Below are 15,395 nucleotides of genomic sequence, written 5' to 3'. Positions count from 1 at the left end.
ACTGCGCCCGCCGCAGTGACAAACGCAGCGGGCGCCCCATTTCGATCACGCCGTCCTGACCTCCGGAGCAGGCGCCGCGTCGTCGTGCATGACACCCAACAGCCGCGCCTGCGTGAACTCGTCACGCTCCAGCGCTTCGGCGGTGTTCTGATACGCCACGCGTCCGTTGACGAGCACATACACGCGGTCCGCGATCGGCAGCACCATGTCCGCCTGATGCTCGACGATGATCACACTCGCGCGCTCGCGCAAGCGCACCACCGCATCGAGCACTTCCTGCACGACGGCCGGCGCGAGCCCTTCGAACGGTTCGTCGAGCAGGATCGCTTTTGCCGGTGCCATCAACGCGCGGGCAATCGCCACCATCTGCCGCTCGCCGCCCGAGAGATTCTCTGCGCGCGTGTCCTTCCGGTTAGCCAGACGCGGAAAGAGCGCATAGATTTCTTCGACGCTCGCGCCGCCTTTGCGCGCCGCGAGACGCAGGTTTTCATAAACCGTCAGGTTCGGGAACAGCCGCCTGCCCTCCGGCACCATCGCGAGACCGAGCCGGTTGATCACATGGCTCGGCTCGTGGGTGATGTCGCGTCCGTCGAAGGTGATCGTGCCGGCATTGATCTGCACGACTCCGGTGGCTGCGCGCAGCGTGGTGGTCTTGCCCACGCCGTTACGGCCGAGAATCGCCACCACCTCGCCTTCGTTGAGCGTGAGGTCGAGACCGTCGAGAATCGTGTTGCCGCCATAACCGGCCTTCAGATTCCTGATGCTCAGCAGCGGCTTCGTCGCCGCTGCGCGCGCCACGCGCGTGTTCACGCGCTCGGCGATCGGCAGCGTCAGCTTCGAGCGGCCCATGTACGCTTCGATGACTTCCGGATGCGCGGCCACTTCCGCCGGCGCACCATCGGCAATCAGATGTCCGCGGTGCAACACGCTGATGCGGTCGGAAATGGCGAGCACGCGGTCGATATCATGTTCGATCAACACCACCGCATGATGATTCGCGAGTTCGCGTACGATCTTCGCAACGATCTCGCGATCCGCTTCGGCCAGCCCCGCGAGCGGTTCGTCCAGCAGCAGAATCTTCGCCTGAGTCGCCAGCGAAATGGCGATTTCAAGCAGACGCTGTTCACCGTGCGACAGGTTCTCGCACGCGGCAGCAGCCTTGTCGGCGAGGCCGACCGCCGCCAGCAGCGACCACGTGCGGGCATTCTGCTGCGCGCAGCCATGCGCATCGCGCCACATGCCAAGACGTTTTCGTTCAGCCGCCTGCACCGCCACGCGTACGTTCTCGAACACCGTCAGATGAGGAAACACGCTCAGAATCTGGAACGAGCGGCTCATGCCGAGACGCACGCGCTTGAACATCGCCACGCGCGTCACATCCTGACCATCGAAGACGATACGTCCGGCCGTCGGTTGCAGCACACCGGTCAGCATGTTGAAGAAGGTCGTCTTGCCCGCGCCGTTCGGACCGATAAAGCTGTGTAACCGATATGGAAACACATCGAGATCGATCTTGTCGGCGGTGACCAGCGAGCCAAACTGCTTCGACAAACCACGCACCGACAGGATTGGCTTGTCGGGATCGGCATCGATACGCGCGCTTTTATACGGCTCGATGACAGCGGGACGTGCCGGAATCGTGTCACGCACGAGCGTCCAGCGCGGTCTCTTCAGTACGCGCTGCACCAGCCCCTGAATCCCTTCGGGCGAGAAGAACGCAAAGGCAATGATGATCGGCGCGAACAGCAGCCACCAATGCTCCGTCAGACCACTCAATTTGTCTTCGAGCAGAATGAAGGCAATCGCGCCCCACAGCGGCCCGAGGAACTGGTGCACGCCGCCGAGCACGGTCATCAGCAGACTGTCGCCCGCGTGTTCCCAGCTCAGGTTGTTCGCGTACGCGCCTTGCAACATCAGACAGAGCAAGCCGCCCGCATAGCCGATGATGGCCGCGGACACCACGAAAGAAAACAGCTTCAGACGATAGGTGTCATAGCCGAGGCTCGACGCGCGCTGTTCGTTGTCGCGCAGTGCTTGCAACGCGCGACCGAACGGCGAGTGAACGAGGCGCCACAAGATCCACGCGGCCGCCACCACCGTCACGCAGGCAAACACGTGGAACGCCGGGAAGGTCGCGAACATCGGACGCGGTATATCCTGCAGCCCGTTCTCGCCGCCGGTCACGTCGGTCCATTTGAAGGCGATCTCAAAGGCAATCTGCGAGCACGCCAGCGTCAGCAGCGAGAAGTAAAGTCCGCGCCGCTTCAACACCACCGCGCCGATCAGCAACGCCATCCCCGCCGAAAGCGCGACGCTCAACGCGAGAGCGAGCACTTCGTTATGCACGTAGCGCTGCAGCGACACGGCGACCAGATACGTCGACGTCCCGAAGAATACCGACGCGCCGAACGGCACGAGCCCGGTATACGCGACCAGCAGATTCACGCCCATGCCGTACAGCGCATAGATCGCCACCTGCGTCGCACGTTCGAGCGGCGTGCCGGTCAGCGCGAGCAACGCCGAGACGACAACGAGGCAGATCGCGAGGAGCGCGACCGGATGCCTTGAGACGAGTTTGAGATTCATTCGAAGCGCTCCCAACGTTCACCGAAGAGCCCACGTGGGCGCACGAGCAGCACGAGCGCCATCAGCACGTACATCGCGACGGCCGAACCCTCGGGGAAGAACTGCACCGCCAGCGCGGTGACGACGCCCACCAGCAGGCCCGCGACCACCGCGCCCGCGAACGAGCCGAGCCCGCCGATCGTAACGATCACGAAGGCCGGCATCACGGCGGCCGTCGCCATGCTCGGCGTGACGGTCAGCAGCGGCGCGGCGAGCAGACCGGCCGCACCAGCCAGCAATGCACCGAGTCCGAATGCACCGGTCAGCACGCGCGGCAGATTGATGCCGAGCAAGCCGACCATTTCCGGGTCGCGACTGCCGGCGCGCAGGATGCGTCCGTACGGCGTGAACTTGAGAAACCACCACAGCGCGAGCAGGATCACGACCGTCGTGACGAGCACGAACAGGCGGTATTTCGTGAGCAGCAACGGCCCATACACGATGAAGCCCGAGAGTGCCGCCGGCGGACTGAACGGCAAGCCGCCCGCGCCCCACACGAGCCGGATCAGCGCGGTCAACAGCAGCGAGAGCGCGAACGTGACGATCAATCCCAGCAGTGGCTCCTTGCCATAGAGCCGGCGAATGAACACGACCTCGATCAGCATGCCGACCGCGGCAACCAGCACGGGGGCGAGCACGACCGCCCACCAGCCGAAGTGCGTCGACAGCGCAATCGCAAAGTACGCGCCGAGCGCGAACAGCGCCCCGTGCGCGAAGTTGACGATGCCAAGCAGCCCGCAGATGATCGACAGCCCGATCGCGAGCAAGACGTAAAGGAATCCCAGCACCAAGCCATTGGCGATCTGGGACAAGACAATTTCTGCCATGTCCGTACTCCCGGTAGCAGCGTGCTTGAAGGATCAGATCTGGCGCGGCGGCATCGTGCAGCCGACTTCCTGGCGCGAGCCGTAAAGCTTGTCGACGTCGGCGGCGTTCTGCGGCACGACCGACACCTGGTCGAGCCAGTCCCATTTGTCGGTGACGTGGTCCTTCACCTTGAACACGCTCCAGCGACGCACCATCTGGTGGTCCCACGCGCGGTAGTAAGCGGGCACGGCGCCGTCGTCGAGCTTGACGGTTTCGAGGCTCGACGCGATGTCCGCGCCGCTCGTGCTCTTCGCCTGCTTGATGCCTTCGAGCAGGCCCCGGGTCGAGAACCAGCCGAGCCATGCCTTGTCGGCGGGCGGCTTGCCGTACTTCGCCGTATAGCTCTTGATGAAGGCCAGTTCCGCCGGCGTATGGCCGGGCGAGCTGAAATGCCAGGGCTTGCCGTAGTAGCCGGTTGCGGCATCGGGACTGATTGCCCACAGGTCCGAGTCGCCGATGATCGGGCAGGCCACCGGAATCGTCCCTCTCATGCCCATTTCGGCGTACTGCTTGAGAAATGTGGACAGGTCACCGCCGGGCAAACCGAGTACCACCACGTCCGGCTTGGTTTGCCTGATCTTGAGAATGAAGGAGCTGAAATCGGTGGTGTTCAACGGCGTGACGTCCGCGCCCGTCATCGTGCCGCCAGCCTGCTTGAGCAGTTCCGACATCGCGCGCTGAATGTCCTGGCCATACGCGTAATTCGCGACGAGGAAGTGCCAGCGCTTGCCCTTCGCGAGGAGCGACGGCGCGAGCGCGCGGCATGTCACCGGCGTGGGCGCGAGCGTGCGGAACGTGTAAGGGTTGCAACTGCTGCCGGTGAGTTCGCGGGCAGCCGCATTCGGCGAGATGTACGGCACTTTCGTGCGGTTAGCCACGGAGGCCATCGCGAGCGACGTGCCGCTATTGGTGCCGCCGATCACCGCGACCACTTTGTCTTCGTCGACGAGCTTCTGCATGTTCTGCTGCGCCGATTGCGGGTTCGGCTCGTCGTACCAGATCAGATCGACACGCCGGCCGCGCACCTGATTGCCGGCATCGGCCAGCGCCAGCTTCACGCCGTTCGCGATCATCTCGCCCTGCTCGGTCCACACGCCCTGCTTCGCGATCACGAGGCCGAGCTTCAGCGGCTGGTCACCCTGCGCTCGCACGAAGGCCGGTGCGGCCATCATGGCCGCGCCGCTCGCGAGCGTCTTGCCGGCCGCGGCCAGCCAGTCGCGCCGCGTCATTGCTCCCGGCGTCTCGCTTGCGTTGCCGCGCTCTTTGTTGTCGCCACCGTGGTTCTCGCTCATCTGTCTCCGCTCCTGTTTGCCCATTCATAACGGCAGCGAGGTCTGTCGCCGCCGATTCCAATTTTTCTGAATAGTAGTTTTAACTGGAATATGATTCAACAATCTTCAACCCTTACAGGGTTTTCGTGAATATGGGAGGTTCGGAAAAATGAGTGGCGCGTGCGCTACCGTCGCTCGCGGTAGAACGCCAAGGTCTGCCGCAAGCCGTCTTCCAGCGACGTGGCCGGCAAATCCGGCAGCAACCTGTCGAGCGCCGGGTCGTGCGGAAAGTCAGTGGCGATGGGCAACGGCGCGCCGGCGGCGCCAAGACGCGCGCCGGGTGCGAGCACAGATAACCGCTCGATCACGCTATCGACTGAAGCGATCTCTCCTGCCAGCGTGAACACGTGCGCACCCTGCGCCGGGGCAAACAGCGCGGCCTCGTAGGCGGCGGCGACATCGTCGGCAAATACGAGGCCCGTCGATCCCGTGAACGGGATCGTGTACGCGTCGCCGCGCGCCGCCGCGCGGCAGGCGAGACTCGGCCCCGCGCTGGAGCCGCTCTCGCGCCCCGCGCCATACACCACAAGCGGGCGGAAGCCGATGCTGGCGATACCGCAGTCATTCCAATAGGCTCGCGCCGATCCCTCACAGGCGAGCTTGAATGCGCCGTAGTGCGTCTGCGGATGCGGCCGCGCGCCGTCGTCGGGACCGAAGACCCCCGCGCTGCTCGCATACAGCACACTGCGCAGACCCGCCGCGCGCGCCGCGTCGAATACGTTCAGCGTGCCGATCAGATTGATTTGCGCGCCGCGCACTGGATCGCTCGCGCAACTCGGCGTCAGCACGCCTGCGAGATGAATGACGCCGTCGCAATCTTGCAGCGCACGCCTCACGTCGCTCGCCACGGAAATGTCGCCCGTCACCCATTCGACTTCGCGCGCCCTCTCCGGCACGAGTTCGCCCAGGAGGCGCGGGTCGCGACGCGTGTCGAACGTCCGCACGCTGACATTGCGCGCCAATAGACGCCGCATGATCCATGCGGCAAGAAAGCCGCTTCCGCCCGTCACCAGGACCCGCATCGTTTGCTCCTCCAATGTGCGTGAAAATTTTGATTTTTGAGGTTTATGGAATACTATTCCAATAATAAAACTTGTTCTACATATTTCCGTGCCCCGGCACAAGGAGACATCCAGGCGATGAACGAAGCGAGACAAACACAGTGGGACGAGGAAACCGATCTGCTCGTGTTCGGTGCCGGAGCCGGCGGCATGACCGCCGCGCTGGTGGCCCATCACGAAGGCATCAGGGTTCTCGTGTGCGAAAAGACGGATGCGGTCGGCGGCATCACGTCCACCTCCGGAGGCACCACGTGGGTGCCCGGCACGAGTCTGAGCGCGAGCGCCGGTGTGCCCGACAGCGTCGACGACGCGCGGCGCTTCCTCGCCTCGGTGGTCGGCGAGCGCGGCGGCGACGAAGCGCGCGCGGCGTTTCTGGAAAGCGGCCCGGAGGCAATCGACGAACTGCAACGCATCAGCGACGTGAAGTTCGTCGCGGCCACGGCCCACCCGGACTATGTGGCGGGGCCGGGCGCTGCATTTGGCGGACGCGCGTTGGCGCCGGTCGCATTCGACGGCCGCCTGCTCGGCGACGAGTTCGTCCGCGTGAGGCCGCCGCGCAAGGAGTTCATGGGCCTGGGCGGCATGATGGTCGCGCGCACCGATCTGGACGCGCTGCTCGCGCCTTTCGCGTCGAAGAAAAATTTCTCGCGCACGCTGGCCGTGGTGGGCCGCTATATGCTCGACCGGCTGCGCTATCCGCGCGGCACGCAGCTCGTCATGGGCAATGCGCTGGCGGCGCGGCTCTTTTACAGCTTGCGCAAACAGAAGGTGGAAGTCCGCTTCGACACGCCGCTGGTTGAACTCGTGATCGAGCAAGGCGAAGTCACGGGCGCCGTGGTCGAACAGAAAGGCGTGGGACGCAAGCGGATTCGCGCGCGTCGTGGCGTAGTGCTGGCGACTGGCGGCATTACGCGTCATCCGGTGCTGCGCAAGCAGTTGTTTCCCGCCGGGGCTCAACCGTTGTCGCTGTCGCCCGACACGCATACCGGCGACGGCGTCGGCAGTGCGCTCAAGATCAACGCCCGGTTGCACGACGGCCACGACAGCCCCGGTCTCTGGATGCCCTGCTCGATCCTGCGCTCAGGCAACGGACAGGACGCGGTCTGGCCGCACATCATTCTCGATCGGGCGAAACCCGGGCTGATCGCGGTGAACCGCCGCGGCGAACGGTTCGTCAACGAGTCGGACTCGTATCATGACTTCGTGATGGGCATGTTGCGCGACGCGAAAGGCGAAAGCGCACCCGCGCATTTGATCGTGGATGCGGCGTTCATTCGCGACTATGGCCTCGGACTGCTGATGCGCGAACGAAGCGGCGCGCGCATCGCCAGTTTCGAAAAGGCGGGCTATCTGATCAAGGGCGAGACACTGGCCGAACTGGCCGCGAAGCTGGGCGTCGATGCAGCGGGCCTCGAACGCACGGTCGCCACCTACAATCGCGGCGCGGCGCAAGGCCTCGACCCCGCGTTTCAGCGCGGCTCGAGTCCGATGAACCGCTTCAACGGCGATGCCGCGCAGAAGCCCAATCCGTGCATCCGTGCGATCGGCGCCGGCCCGTACTATGCGGTGACGGTGTGGCCTGCGGATCTCGCCTGCAGCGCCGGGCTCGCGGGCAACGCCGATGGCCAGGTGCTCGATAACGACGGGCATGTGATACCCGGCCTGTACGCATGCGGCAACGACCTTGCGTCGATCTTCCGCGGCACCTATCCTGGTCCGGGGACGACGCTCGGCCCTGCGATCGTGTTTGGCTGGCGGATCGCTAAAAATGCGGCTCGCGCCGCGCGGGATTCGGCCGCGCCAACGCGGTTTGATTCGAGCGCGCCGCAGGAGCATTTTCAGGCCACCAGATAAAGGCTTGAGCGACGACCTACGCCAGCTCATGCGCCCACCAGCCGCATTGCTTCCATCGTCTTCTTGAAGCCCAGGATTCTCAGCACTCGCGTGAGATTGTAGGCGAGTACGTTCAAACGCATCTCGGTACCTACGTTGGGCACCTGCGCGTCAGGAAGTGCGAGGGCGTGCATCGTGATTTTATTTTGCATTGCGAACAGGCGCTACTCCAGTATCGATGTAGCGGCCTCCCATGTTGCTCACTCGCGTAACGGTAAACTGCCCGTTCTCCAGTTGGACATTGGTACTCGTCGTCCGGCGCACTGTAGATGAAGTCTGCCTTGTCGAATCGGCCATGGTGTTTCGCGCCCCATGTTGTCGGGTTCGGCCGCATGACGGATTCGCTGCAGTAGCAACGCATCGAGCCAGCCGTTATTCGTTGATCCGCTTCGCGAACTCCGAAATGGCGTCAGCCATTGCCTTGGGCTGTTCCGGCGCCATTGCGTGCCCGGCGTTCGGCACCACAATCACTGTCACCCGGTCACCAAGCATGTTCTTGAGCACGTGCGAGAACTGACGAGGCGCCACTGCATCGTTCTCGCCCTGCAAGTCGAGAATCGGCGCGGTGCCGGCGGCGAAGTAGTCGTCGACCGGGGTGATATTACGAGCATGTCCTTCTGCTTCATGCGCTTCTGGATGCCAGCCCCCCAACCACACGCCAGGGTTGTTTCCCGGCGCGAAGAAGGCCTCTTCAAGGTACCGAAGCCGTTGAGCTTCCGGAAGCCCGAGGTCTGCGGCTCCGTCAATCGCTTTGCGCATCTCCGGGCTGATGGGTTTCCCGTTAAACCCCGGAGGAACCTTGCCCGCTGACGCGGCAGCTAGAACGACGCCCTTTACAAGGTCAGGACGGTCCACCGCTAGCTGACGCGCGGCGAAATTCCCCCAGGCATGTCCGACGACGACAACAGGGCCGGCGTGCTTTTGATCGATGACCATTGCCACGTCAGCTGCAAAGTCGTGAATGCTCAGGTTTTCCATCGGGCCCCTGCTCTTGCCGATCCCGCGCGGTTCAGGGCGTAACACGCGTAACCCATCGGCCATCAGGTACTCAGCGACCTGGTCATAGTCGCGCGCCGAACGCGCCAGCGACGGGAGAATGACGACGGTTGGTCCCTTTCCCTGGCTCAGTACTTCTATCTGGACGTTGCCGCGTTTGATAACTTCGTCGGTCACTTGAGCAGGGTCCAGCGCCGCGAAACTGCTCATTGACATCGCGACGAGAACTCCAGTGAGACCATATTTTGCGAATTTCATGAACGTTTCCTGAAATTTATAAATCCGCGAATCTGCGCCAACATCTGCCGCTACTGAGCGCATGCAGCTACGAACGAGAGTCGTGTCCAATGTCCAGGACATGGATCTACTCGAAACCGAAAAACTCGGCGGGGTTGTCGACCAGTAGCAAGCGACGTTGTTGCTCGCCCGGCGCCATCTGCGCAATCAGGTCGGTAAGGTCGCCGTCGTCGGGCATCGGGCCGTGCAGATTGACGTGCGGCCAGTCGCTGCCCCACAGCACACGCTGCGGTGCATGCGCGGCGAGATTGCGCGCGACCGGCAGCACGTCGTGAAACGGCGTGCCGGTCTTCGACAGACGGTCTGCCGCACTGAGCTTCACCCACACGCGCCCGCTGTCCATCAGGCGGCGCAGTGCTGCAACGGCCGCGCCGTCTGGACCATCGGCGATGTCGAGTCGAGCCATATGGTCAATCACGACCGGCATGTCGAGTGAGAGGATGAACGGCGCGTACTCGACAATGTCGTTTCCGGCCACGTGGATCGCCACGTGCCAGCGGAATGGCCGGATTTTCGCGGCGACGTTGCGGACCACGTCGAGATCGGTGCGCCCGCCCAGATGCGCGAGAAAGTGAAAGCGCGCGCCGCACACGCCGGCAGCGGCCAATTCGGCGATCTGCGAGTCGGGGTCCGTCGGCCGCACCAGCGCGACGCCGCGATAACGGCCCGCGCCATGATGCAGCGCGTCGAGCAGCGGCCGGTGATCGAAACCGTGTCCCTGGCTCTGCACGATTACTGCGCGGCTGAAGCCAAAGCGCTCGTGCCACTTGCGCAACGCGGTCTCCGGCGCGAGCGCGGGGTTGAAGCTGCGTTCGTCGGGCAGCGGATAGCGGTCGAACGGTCCGTAGATGTGGCAGTGCGAGTCGCAACTGCCGGGCGGCAATTGCAGCATCGGTGTGCGCGGATGCGCGAGCGGCGCGTCGGAAGTCTTCAAAACCTGGTTCATGGGTGCGCTCCTTAACCGCAGCGTACGGTCATGCCGCCGTCGACCACCACCTCAGTGCCGGTCACGAAGCGCGCTTCGTCCGATGCGAGGTACAACGCCGCGTTCGCGGTATCGCGGCCATCGCCCATGAAGCCGAGCGGAATCCGCGCAAGACGCTGCGTGAGCAGCGCGTCGACGTCGCCGCCGGCACGCTGGTTTGCGAGCCGCGCCTCGACCATCGGCGTATGCAATTGACCCGGCACCACCGTGTTCACGCGAATCCCCTTGCCTGCATACTCCACCGCGACGACGCGCGACAACTGGATCACGCCGGCCTTCGACGCCGCATACGCGACCTGCGCGGCACCGGTCCAGCGAATGCCGGAGGTCGATGCCGTGTTGACGATCGCGCCCGCGCCCTGGGCTTCCATCACGGGCAAGACATGCTTGCAGGTCAGGTACACGCTTTTCAGATTCAGCGCGATCTGCGCGTCCCATTTGTCTTCATCGAGCGCGACGGGACCGCCCGCCTCCGAGCCGCCGACGTTGTTGACGAGAATGTCCACGCGCCCGTAGGTCTTCACGCAGCCTTCCACCATGCGCGCCACCGCTGCGCTATCGGTCACGTCGCATGCCACGCCAGTGACTTCTGCGCCGACCGCGCGCACGCGCTGAAGCGTGTCCTGCATCGCGTCGAGATTGCGATCGACCGCATAGATCTTCGCGCCTTCCTCGGCAAAGCGCACCGCCACGGCGCGCCCGTTGCCCCAGCCGGGCCCGACGCAGCCCGCCCCCGTCACGATGGCTACCTTGCTGTCGAGTCGTTTGCTCATCTGCTTCATTCTCCGAGCTCGTTTGGCACGCCCGCGGGCTGTGCCACCTGAAAGACGTTGATCGTCATCGAGATCAATGTGTAGTAGCCGGCAAGTCCGACGAGATCGATCACGCCCGCTTCGCCGAGCCGCTCGACGGCTTCCGCGTAGCGCGCATCTGATACCTTGCGGTCGCGATGCAACTCGGTCAGGAACGCATGGATCACGGCTTCATCTGGCTGCGAGAAAACGGGCTGAGCGTGTGTGCGAATCGCTTCGACCACATCGCGGCTCACGCCCGCTTCGAGCGCGATCGGCTTGTGCGCGTACCATTCGTATTCCGAGCCCCAGACGCGGGCCAGCGTCAGAATCGCGAGTTCCGACAGGCGGGGCGGCAACGTCGTTTCATAGCGGCAATAGCGGCCCAGTGCCTGCGCATGCTGGGCCAGTTCCGGGCGATGCAGCCAGACGGCGAGCGGCCCGCGTACGCCCTTGCGTGGACCGCTGGCGATCGCGTCGTGTGCGCCACGTTGCGCCGGAGTCATCTGATCGGGATCGAGATCGGCGATACGTTTCATCGAAGTTCCTTGTTGAGCATGAGATGCCTGAAGTGAGCGGTGAAGCCGCTATTTCGTGGATGACCGGGTCGACGCGAGCGCCGCCGCGCGCGTCTCGTGACTGTCTTGCGCGCGACGCGGCCCCTGGCACGCGCGAAAGGTGTCAGCGTCGAACGCGTGTTCCCATTTCGCCAGGGCGATCACGGCGACCGTATTGCCGATCATGTTGGTCAACGCGGTGGCCGTCGCCATCAGGCGGTCGATGCCGAACAGCAACCCGAGCCCGCCCAGGGGCAACACGCGCAGCGATTCCATCGTGGCGGCGAGCTTGATGAATGCGCCGCCCGCAACTGTCGTGCCGCCTTTCGAAGTCAGCGTCAGCACGCCGAGCAACGCGATCTGCTGGGCGATCGAGAACGGCGTATCGGTGGCCTGCGCGATGAAGCCAACTGACATCGCCATATAGATGCCGGTGCCGTCGAGATTGAAGCTGTAGCCGGCCGGCAGCACGAAGCCGACCACCATTTCATCGCAACCGGCCTGCTGCAACTTTTGCACGAGACGGGGAAACGCCACCTCGCCCGAGGCGGTACCGAACACGAGCAGCAGTTCCTCGCGAATCAGGCGCAGCACCGCGAAGATCGACACGCCGCACGACGCGGTGATGCCGCCGAACACAATCAGCACGAAGCCGATCGAACCGGCCCAGTAGAGCAGCACGAGCTTCATCAGATAGAGCATCGTGGCGCCGCCGTAGCTGCCCACCGCGGCGGCCATCGCGCCGAATGCGCCGATGGGAGCGAGCCGCATGATGAAGCCGAGAATCGTGAACAGCACGCGCTGCGCCTCGCCGACGCCGCGCAGCAGAATGGAATCGCGGCCGACCGACAGGTTCAGCGCGATACCCGCCAGGATCGCGATTAATAGCACCTGCAAAATGTTGCCGGTCGCGAACGCACCGACAAGCGTGGTCGGCACGATGCCCAGCAGAAAATCGGTGACAGACATGTGCGCGGCCGATTCCGCGAACTGCGCGACCTTCCCGCTGCTTTCGAGGTGCGCCGCATGCATGCCGACACCGGGCTTGAACACGTTGACGAGCACGAGACCCACGAACATCGCGAGCGTGCTGACCACCTCGAAATAGATCAGCGTCTTTGCGCCGAGCCGCCCCAGCTTGCGCATGTCCTGCACGTGCGACATGCCGTGCACGACGGTGCAGAACACAATCGGCGCGAGCAGCATGCGCAGCAGGCCGATAAAGGCGTCGCCGAGCGGTTTCATGGCGATCGCGGTGGCCGGTGCGACGATGCCGACCAGCACCGCGAGCATGAGCGCAAGCAGCACCTGGACGTGCAGCTTCCTGAGTTGTGCCATCCCTGTCTCCGTTATCTGTTCTTCGTTAGCGTTCGTGGCCACGGCTCAGATGCAGCCGTCGCGTGTGATGCCATCAGTAGCTGCTGCGCCGGTATGGCACATAAACATTGAAAGTGCTGATGCCGAATCCGCACGGGCGACCGATCTGGGCGGCGAGTGTCGAGGTGGCCGGTGAATCGAACGCGGCTAGAATCCACACGGTTTCGCCATCCTCGACGAAGCCGCGTAGCTGCAGCAGATCCTCGCGCGCGGCAAGCGCTTCACGCACCGCGGCGACGATCGATTCCGCCGAGGCCACGCCGGCGATCAGCCGTACGCTCATCGCAAGCAGCCGGCTGACCGCTTGCGGATCGCGTTGTGCTTCTGCGCGCCCGTCGAGCGCGCCAGCCGCCACACGCGAGCGGCCCACCGTGCGCGGCAGCAGTCGCCTGCTCCACGGCGTCGATTGCGCGCCCGACACCTTGCGGTACGCGTCGCTATCGAGTGCATCCAGCGAGGTGAGGTCGTAGAGCGCCATCCAGCGCGGCCAGCCGTCCACGCAGACCCAGCGCGACGCCGACACGAATCCCGGCAACGCGAGGCGCTGCGGAAAATGCTCGGTGTCGTACCAGTCGTTGAACTCCTCTTCGAGCGAGGCGGGCGGCTCCATCGACACCATCAGCAAAGCGGGCCGAGCGGTGTGGGTCATCGGTAGTCTCTATCAATAAATGCTTCAATCTTGTCGAACACCTGCGCAGGCGTTTGCACTGCCATCAGATGACCGGCTGGCACCGTATCGAGCACGCTGCCCCGAATCAGCGCGGCTTGAGTGGCGACCCGCGCGGGCGGGCGCTGCAGATCGTGCTCGCCGGCGAGCAGCAGGCACGGACAGCGCAAGGCCGGCAACTGCGCGCGCAGATCGATGTCGCTGAGCGCGTCGTTTGCGAGCGCATAGCAGACAGGATCGTTGGCAAGCAGGCGCGCGCGGTAAGCAAGATGGGCTTCGAGCGCAAACGGATCGTCGCGCAACACCGGTGGCCACGACTGATCGAGCGTACTGTCGACGATCGCGCGCATGCCGTCCGCCCTCGCCCGTTGCGCGCGTTCACGCAACATGCCCCGTCGTGACGGATCGACGTCGAGGGCCGGCGCGCACATCACGATGCCAGCGACGCGTGCTGGATAGCGCGCCGCGAAGTCCACTGCGATCGGCGCGCCGGCAGCCGCCGCGACGAGCCAGCACGGTTCGTTCAGCGAAAGCTCGTCGAGCAGCGTGCGCAGATCATCGACATGGTCGGCAAGCGAGAACGGCACGCGGACCTTTTCCGAATCGCCATGTCCGCGCTGATCGTAGCGAAGTACGCGGCGCGACGCGCTCAACCTGGACACGATGGCATCCCAACTCGCGATGCTTCCGCCCAGTTCATGAATCAGCACGACCGTGCCGGCAGCCTCCGATCCCTCTGCTCCCGCGAGCACATAGCCCAGGCTGATACCCGAGGCGTCGATCCATGCCAGTTCGCTATCCTTCGACGCCAGCGGGGCAAGAGCTTCTGAAAGCGCGTTCATGAATGGCTGTCTCCGTTTCCAGTACTGTGCCCGGGGCACGACCTATTGACAAAAACCTTTTTTCGATGGAAAGCTATGCTCAAAAAGCATAGCTGTGGCACGTGCGGCACAACAGGAGACGATCATCGAAATCAGGGAACTGCGTTCATTCGTGCACATCGCGCGAGTGGGTAGCTTCAGCCGCGCGGCGGCGGAGTTGTACGTCGCGCAGCCGGCGTTGAGCCGGCAGATCGCCAAGCTCGAAGAAGAACTCGGCACCGCGCTGTTCGTGCGCCACGGGCGCGGTGTGCGTTTGACGAGCGGCGGTGCGCAGTTGCTCGAACGCGCGGAGATGATCATCAACTTCGTCGCGCAGACGGGTGAGCATGTGCGCGCGTCGAGCGATCGTCTGAGTGGGCATATCGCGCTCGGATTGCCGCCCGCGGTGGGGGTGCACGTATCGGCGCCGATCGTCGAAGCGTTTCGCGAGCGCTGGCCCGCGGTAGGGCTGCATATCCGCGAAGGGCTCAGCAGTTCGTTGCAGGAATGGCTGCTCGACCGGCGCGTCGATCTCGCGATCGTCTACAACCAGCCCGCGCTGGAAGCATTCGATGTGCTGCCGCTGTGCAACGAAGCGATGGTGATCGTCGGTCCGCCCGATGATACCGTGATCAAACGACGCGGCGGCGAGCCGCTGCGCATTCGCGATCTCGCCGAATTGCCGCTGATCGTGCCGGGTTTTCCACATGCGAACCGGCGCGTCCTCGAACAGGCGGCCGTTCAGCACGGCGTGCATCTGCGCGTCGTGCTGGAGGTGGATAGTGTCGCGCTGACCAAGGCGCTCGTGAATCGTGGCCTCGGCTACTCGCTGCTGACGTACACGGCCATTCAGGACGAAGTGCAGCGTGGCGATCTGCGAGCGCTGCCGATCGAGCGGCCGTCGATCCGCTCGATCGTCTCGCTTGCGACACTGCGTGAACAGCGCGCGTCGCGGCTCGTGCGCACGATGGCGGACGTCGTACGAGACAACGTGCACGAACTCGCGGTCAACGGCGCATGGAAGGACTACGTCACGTGGCTCGGCGACAGCGAACCCAACGCGACACGCGCGACCGCGGACGAATAAA

The 15,395-nt window shown here is 64.2% G+C and carries 13 protein-coding genes and 1 pseudogene; 2 read left to right on the top strand and 12 right to left on the bottom strand.

Going from position 1 to position 15,395, the window contains the following annotated elements; all coding sequences use genetic code 11:
* Positions 1-45 precede the first annotated feature (45 nt).
* The 4 genes from PQQ53_RS03995 to PQQ53_RS03980 form a co-directional block, all read right to left on the bottom strand.
* Complete coding sequence (locus tag PQQ53_RS03995; protein WP_408152213.1) at positions 46-2,586, bottom strand: branched-chain amino acid ABC transporter ATP-binding protein/permease; 2,541 nt, start codon at positions 2,584-2,586, stop codon at positions 46-48.
* The gene (locus PQQ53_RS03990; RefSeq protein ID WP_408141134.1) at positions 2,583-3,452 is read right to left on the bottom strand and encodes a branched-chain amino acid ABC transporter permease; all 870 of its coding nucleotides are present in this window, start codon (positions 3,450-3,452) and stop codon (positions 2,583-2,585) included. The genes PQQ53_RS03995 and PQQ53_RS03990 overlap by 4 nt, the downstream gene beginning before the upstream one ends.
* 33 nt (positions 3,453-3,485) lie before the next feature.
* Positions 3,486-4,784 carry an ABC transporter substrate-binding protein gene (locus PQQ53_RS03985; RefSeq protein WP_408141133.1) on the bottom strand — a complete coding sequence of 433 codons (1,299 nt, stop codon included), beginning with the start codon at positions 4,782-4,784 and terminating at the stop codon, positions 3,486-3,488.
* A 164-nt stretch (positions 4,785-4,948) separates the two neighbouring features.
* Complete coding sequence (locus tag PQQ53_RS03980) at positions 4,949-5,845, bottom strand: NAD-dependent epimerase/dehydratase family protein (RefSeq protein ID WP_408152212.1); 897 nt, start codon at positions 5,843-5,845, stop codon at positions 4,949-4,951.
* A gap of 117 nt (positions 5,846-5,962) precedes the next feature.
* On the opposite strand from PQQ53_RS03980, the gene PQQ53_RS03975 reads away from it, so the two are divergent.
* Entirely contained in the window at positions 5,963-7,738 is a 1,776-nt protein-coding gene (locus tag PQQ53_RS03975) for an FAD-dependent oxidoreductase (protein ID WP_408152211.1), read from the top strand.
* Between the two features lie 26 nt (positions 7,739-7,764).
* On the opposite strand, the pseudogene PQQ53_RS35060 reads toward PQQ53_RS03975, so the two are convergent.
* From PQQ53_RS35060 to PQQ53_RS03935, 8 genes and pseudogenes are all read right to left on the bottom strand, one after another.
* A pseudogene (locus PQQ53_RS35060) lies at positions 7,765-8,105 on the bottom strand (IS5/IS1182 family transposase); the annotation flags it as partial.
* A 44-nt stretch (positions 8,106-8,149) separates the two neighbouring features.
* On the bottom strand, positions 8,150-9,031 hold the full coding sequence (locus tag PQQ53_RS03965) for an alpha/beta fold hydrolase (RefSeq protein WP_408152209.1): 882 nt from the start codon (positions 9,029-9,031) through the stop codon (positions 8,150-8,152).
* A 106-nt stretch (positions 9,032-9,137) separates the two neighbouring features.
* The gene (locus PQQ53_RS03960; protein WP_408141128.1) at positions 9,138-10,016 is read right to left on the bottom strand and encodes an amidohydrolase family protein; all 879 of its coding nucleotides are present in this window, start codon (positions 10,014-10,016) and stop codon (positions 9,138-9,140) included.
* 11 nt (positions 10,017-10,027) lie between these two features.
* Positions 10,028-10,828 (bottom strand): SDR family NAD(P)-dependent oxidoreductase, encoded by an 801-nt coding sequence (locus tag PQQ53_RS03955; RefSeq protein ID WP_408141127.1) that lies wholly within the window; start codon positions 10,826-10,828, stop codon positions 10,028-10,030.
* A 5-nt stretch (positions 10,829-10,833) separates the two neighbouring features.
* On the bottom strand, positions 10,834-11,385 hold the full coding sequence (locus PQQ53_RS03950; protein WP_408141126.1) for a carboxymuconolactone decarboxylase family protein: 552 nt from the start codon (positions 11,383-11,385) through the stop codon (positions 10,834-10,836).
* A 48-nt stretch (positions 11,386-11,433) separates the two neighbouring features.
* Positions 11,434-12,741 (bottom strand): cation:dicarboxylate symporter family transporter, encoded by a 1,308-nt coding sequence (locus PQQ53_RS03945; protein WP_408141125.1) that lies wholly within the window; start codon positions 12,739-12,741, stop codon positions 11,434-11,436.
* Positions 12,742-12,814: 73 nt separating this feature from the next.
* Positions 12,815-13,429 carry a hypothetical protein gene (locus PQQ53_RS03940; protein ID WP_408152208.1) on the bottom strand — a complete coding sequence of 205 codons (615 nt, stop codon included), beginning with the start codon at positions 13,427-13,429 and terminating at the stop codon, positions 12,815-12,817.
* A complete protein-coding gene (locus PQQ53_RS03935; RefSeq protein ID WP_408152207.1) occupies positions 13,426-14,289 on the bottom strand; it encodes an alpha/beta fold hydrolase in 864 nt (287 codons plus the stop codon). The genes PQQ53_RS03940 and PQQ53_RS03935 overlap by 4 nt, the downstream gene beginning before the upstream one ends.
* Positions 14,290-14,383: 94 nt before the next feature.
* Here PQQ53_RS03935 and PQQ53_RS03930 point away from each other — a divergent pair, with 94 nt between their 5' ends.
* On the top strand, positions 14,384-15,394 hold the full coding sequence (locus PQQ53_RS03930) for a LysR substrate-binding domain-containing protein (RefSeq protein ID WP_408141122.1): 1,011 nt from the start codon (positions 14,384-14,386) through the stop codon (positions 15,392-15,394).
* Position 15,395: the final 1 nt, after the last annotated feature.

This window comes from Paraburkholderia strydomiana, assembly GCF_046030495.1.
GTDB classification, from domain to species: Bacteria; Pseudomonadota; Gammaproteobacteria; order Burkholderiales; family Burkholderiaceae; genus Paraburkholderia; species Paraburkholderia strydomiana_A.
Note: the sequence above shows the minus strand (reverse complement) of the source record. Positions and strands in the feature narration are given on the sequence as shown.

Coding starts and splice junctions, on each gene's coding strand:
- PQQ53_RS03995 (WP_408152213.1), bottom strand. CDS start 2,586: ATGAATCTCAAACTCGTCTCAAGGCATCCGGTCGCGCTCCTCGCGATC.
- PQQ53_RS03990 (WP_408141134.1), bottom strand. CDS start 3,452: ATGGCAGAAATTGTCTTGTCCCAGATCGCCAATGGCTTGGTGCTGGGA.
- PQQ53_RS03985 (WP_408141133.1), bottom strand. CDS start 4,784: ATGAGCGAGAACCACGGTGGCGACAACAAAGAGCGCGGCAACGCAAGC.
- PQQ53_RS03980 (WP_408152212.1), bottom strand. CDS start 5,845: ATGCGGGTCCTGGTGACGGGCGGAAGCGGCTTTCTTGCCGCATGGATC.
- PQQ53_RS03975 (WP_408152211.1), top strand. CDS start 5,963: ATGAACGAAGCGAGACAAACACAGTGGGACGAGGAAACCGATCTGCTC.
- PQQ53_RS03965 (WP_408152209.1), bottom strand. CDS start 9,031: ATGAAATTCGCAAAATATGGTCTCACTGGAGTTCTCGTCGCGATGTCA.
- PQQ53_RS03960 (WP_408141128.1), bottom strand. CDS start 10,016: ATGAACCAGGTTTTGAAGACTTCCGACGCGCCGCTCGCGCATCCGCGC.
- PQQ53_RS03955 (WP_408141127.1), bottom strand. CDS start 10,828: ATGAGCAAACGACTCGACAGCAAGGTAGCCATCGTGACGGGGGCGGGC.
- PQQ53_RS03950 (WP_408141126.1), bottom strand. CDS start 11,385: ATGAAACGTATCGCCGATCTCGATCCCGATCAGATGACTCCGGCGCAA.
- PQQ53_RS03945 (WP_408141125.1), bottom strand. CDS start 12,741: ATGGCACAACTCAGGAAGCTGCACGTCCAGGTGCTGCTTGCGCTCATG.
- PQQ53_RS03940 (WP_408152208.1), bottom strand. CDS start 13,429: ATGACCCACACCGCTCGGCCCGCTTTGCTGATGGTGTCGATGGAGCCG.
- PQQ53_RS03935 (WP_408152207.1), bottom strand. CDS start 14,289: ATGAACGCGCTTTCAGAAGCTCTTGCCCCGCTGGCGTCGAAGGATAGC.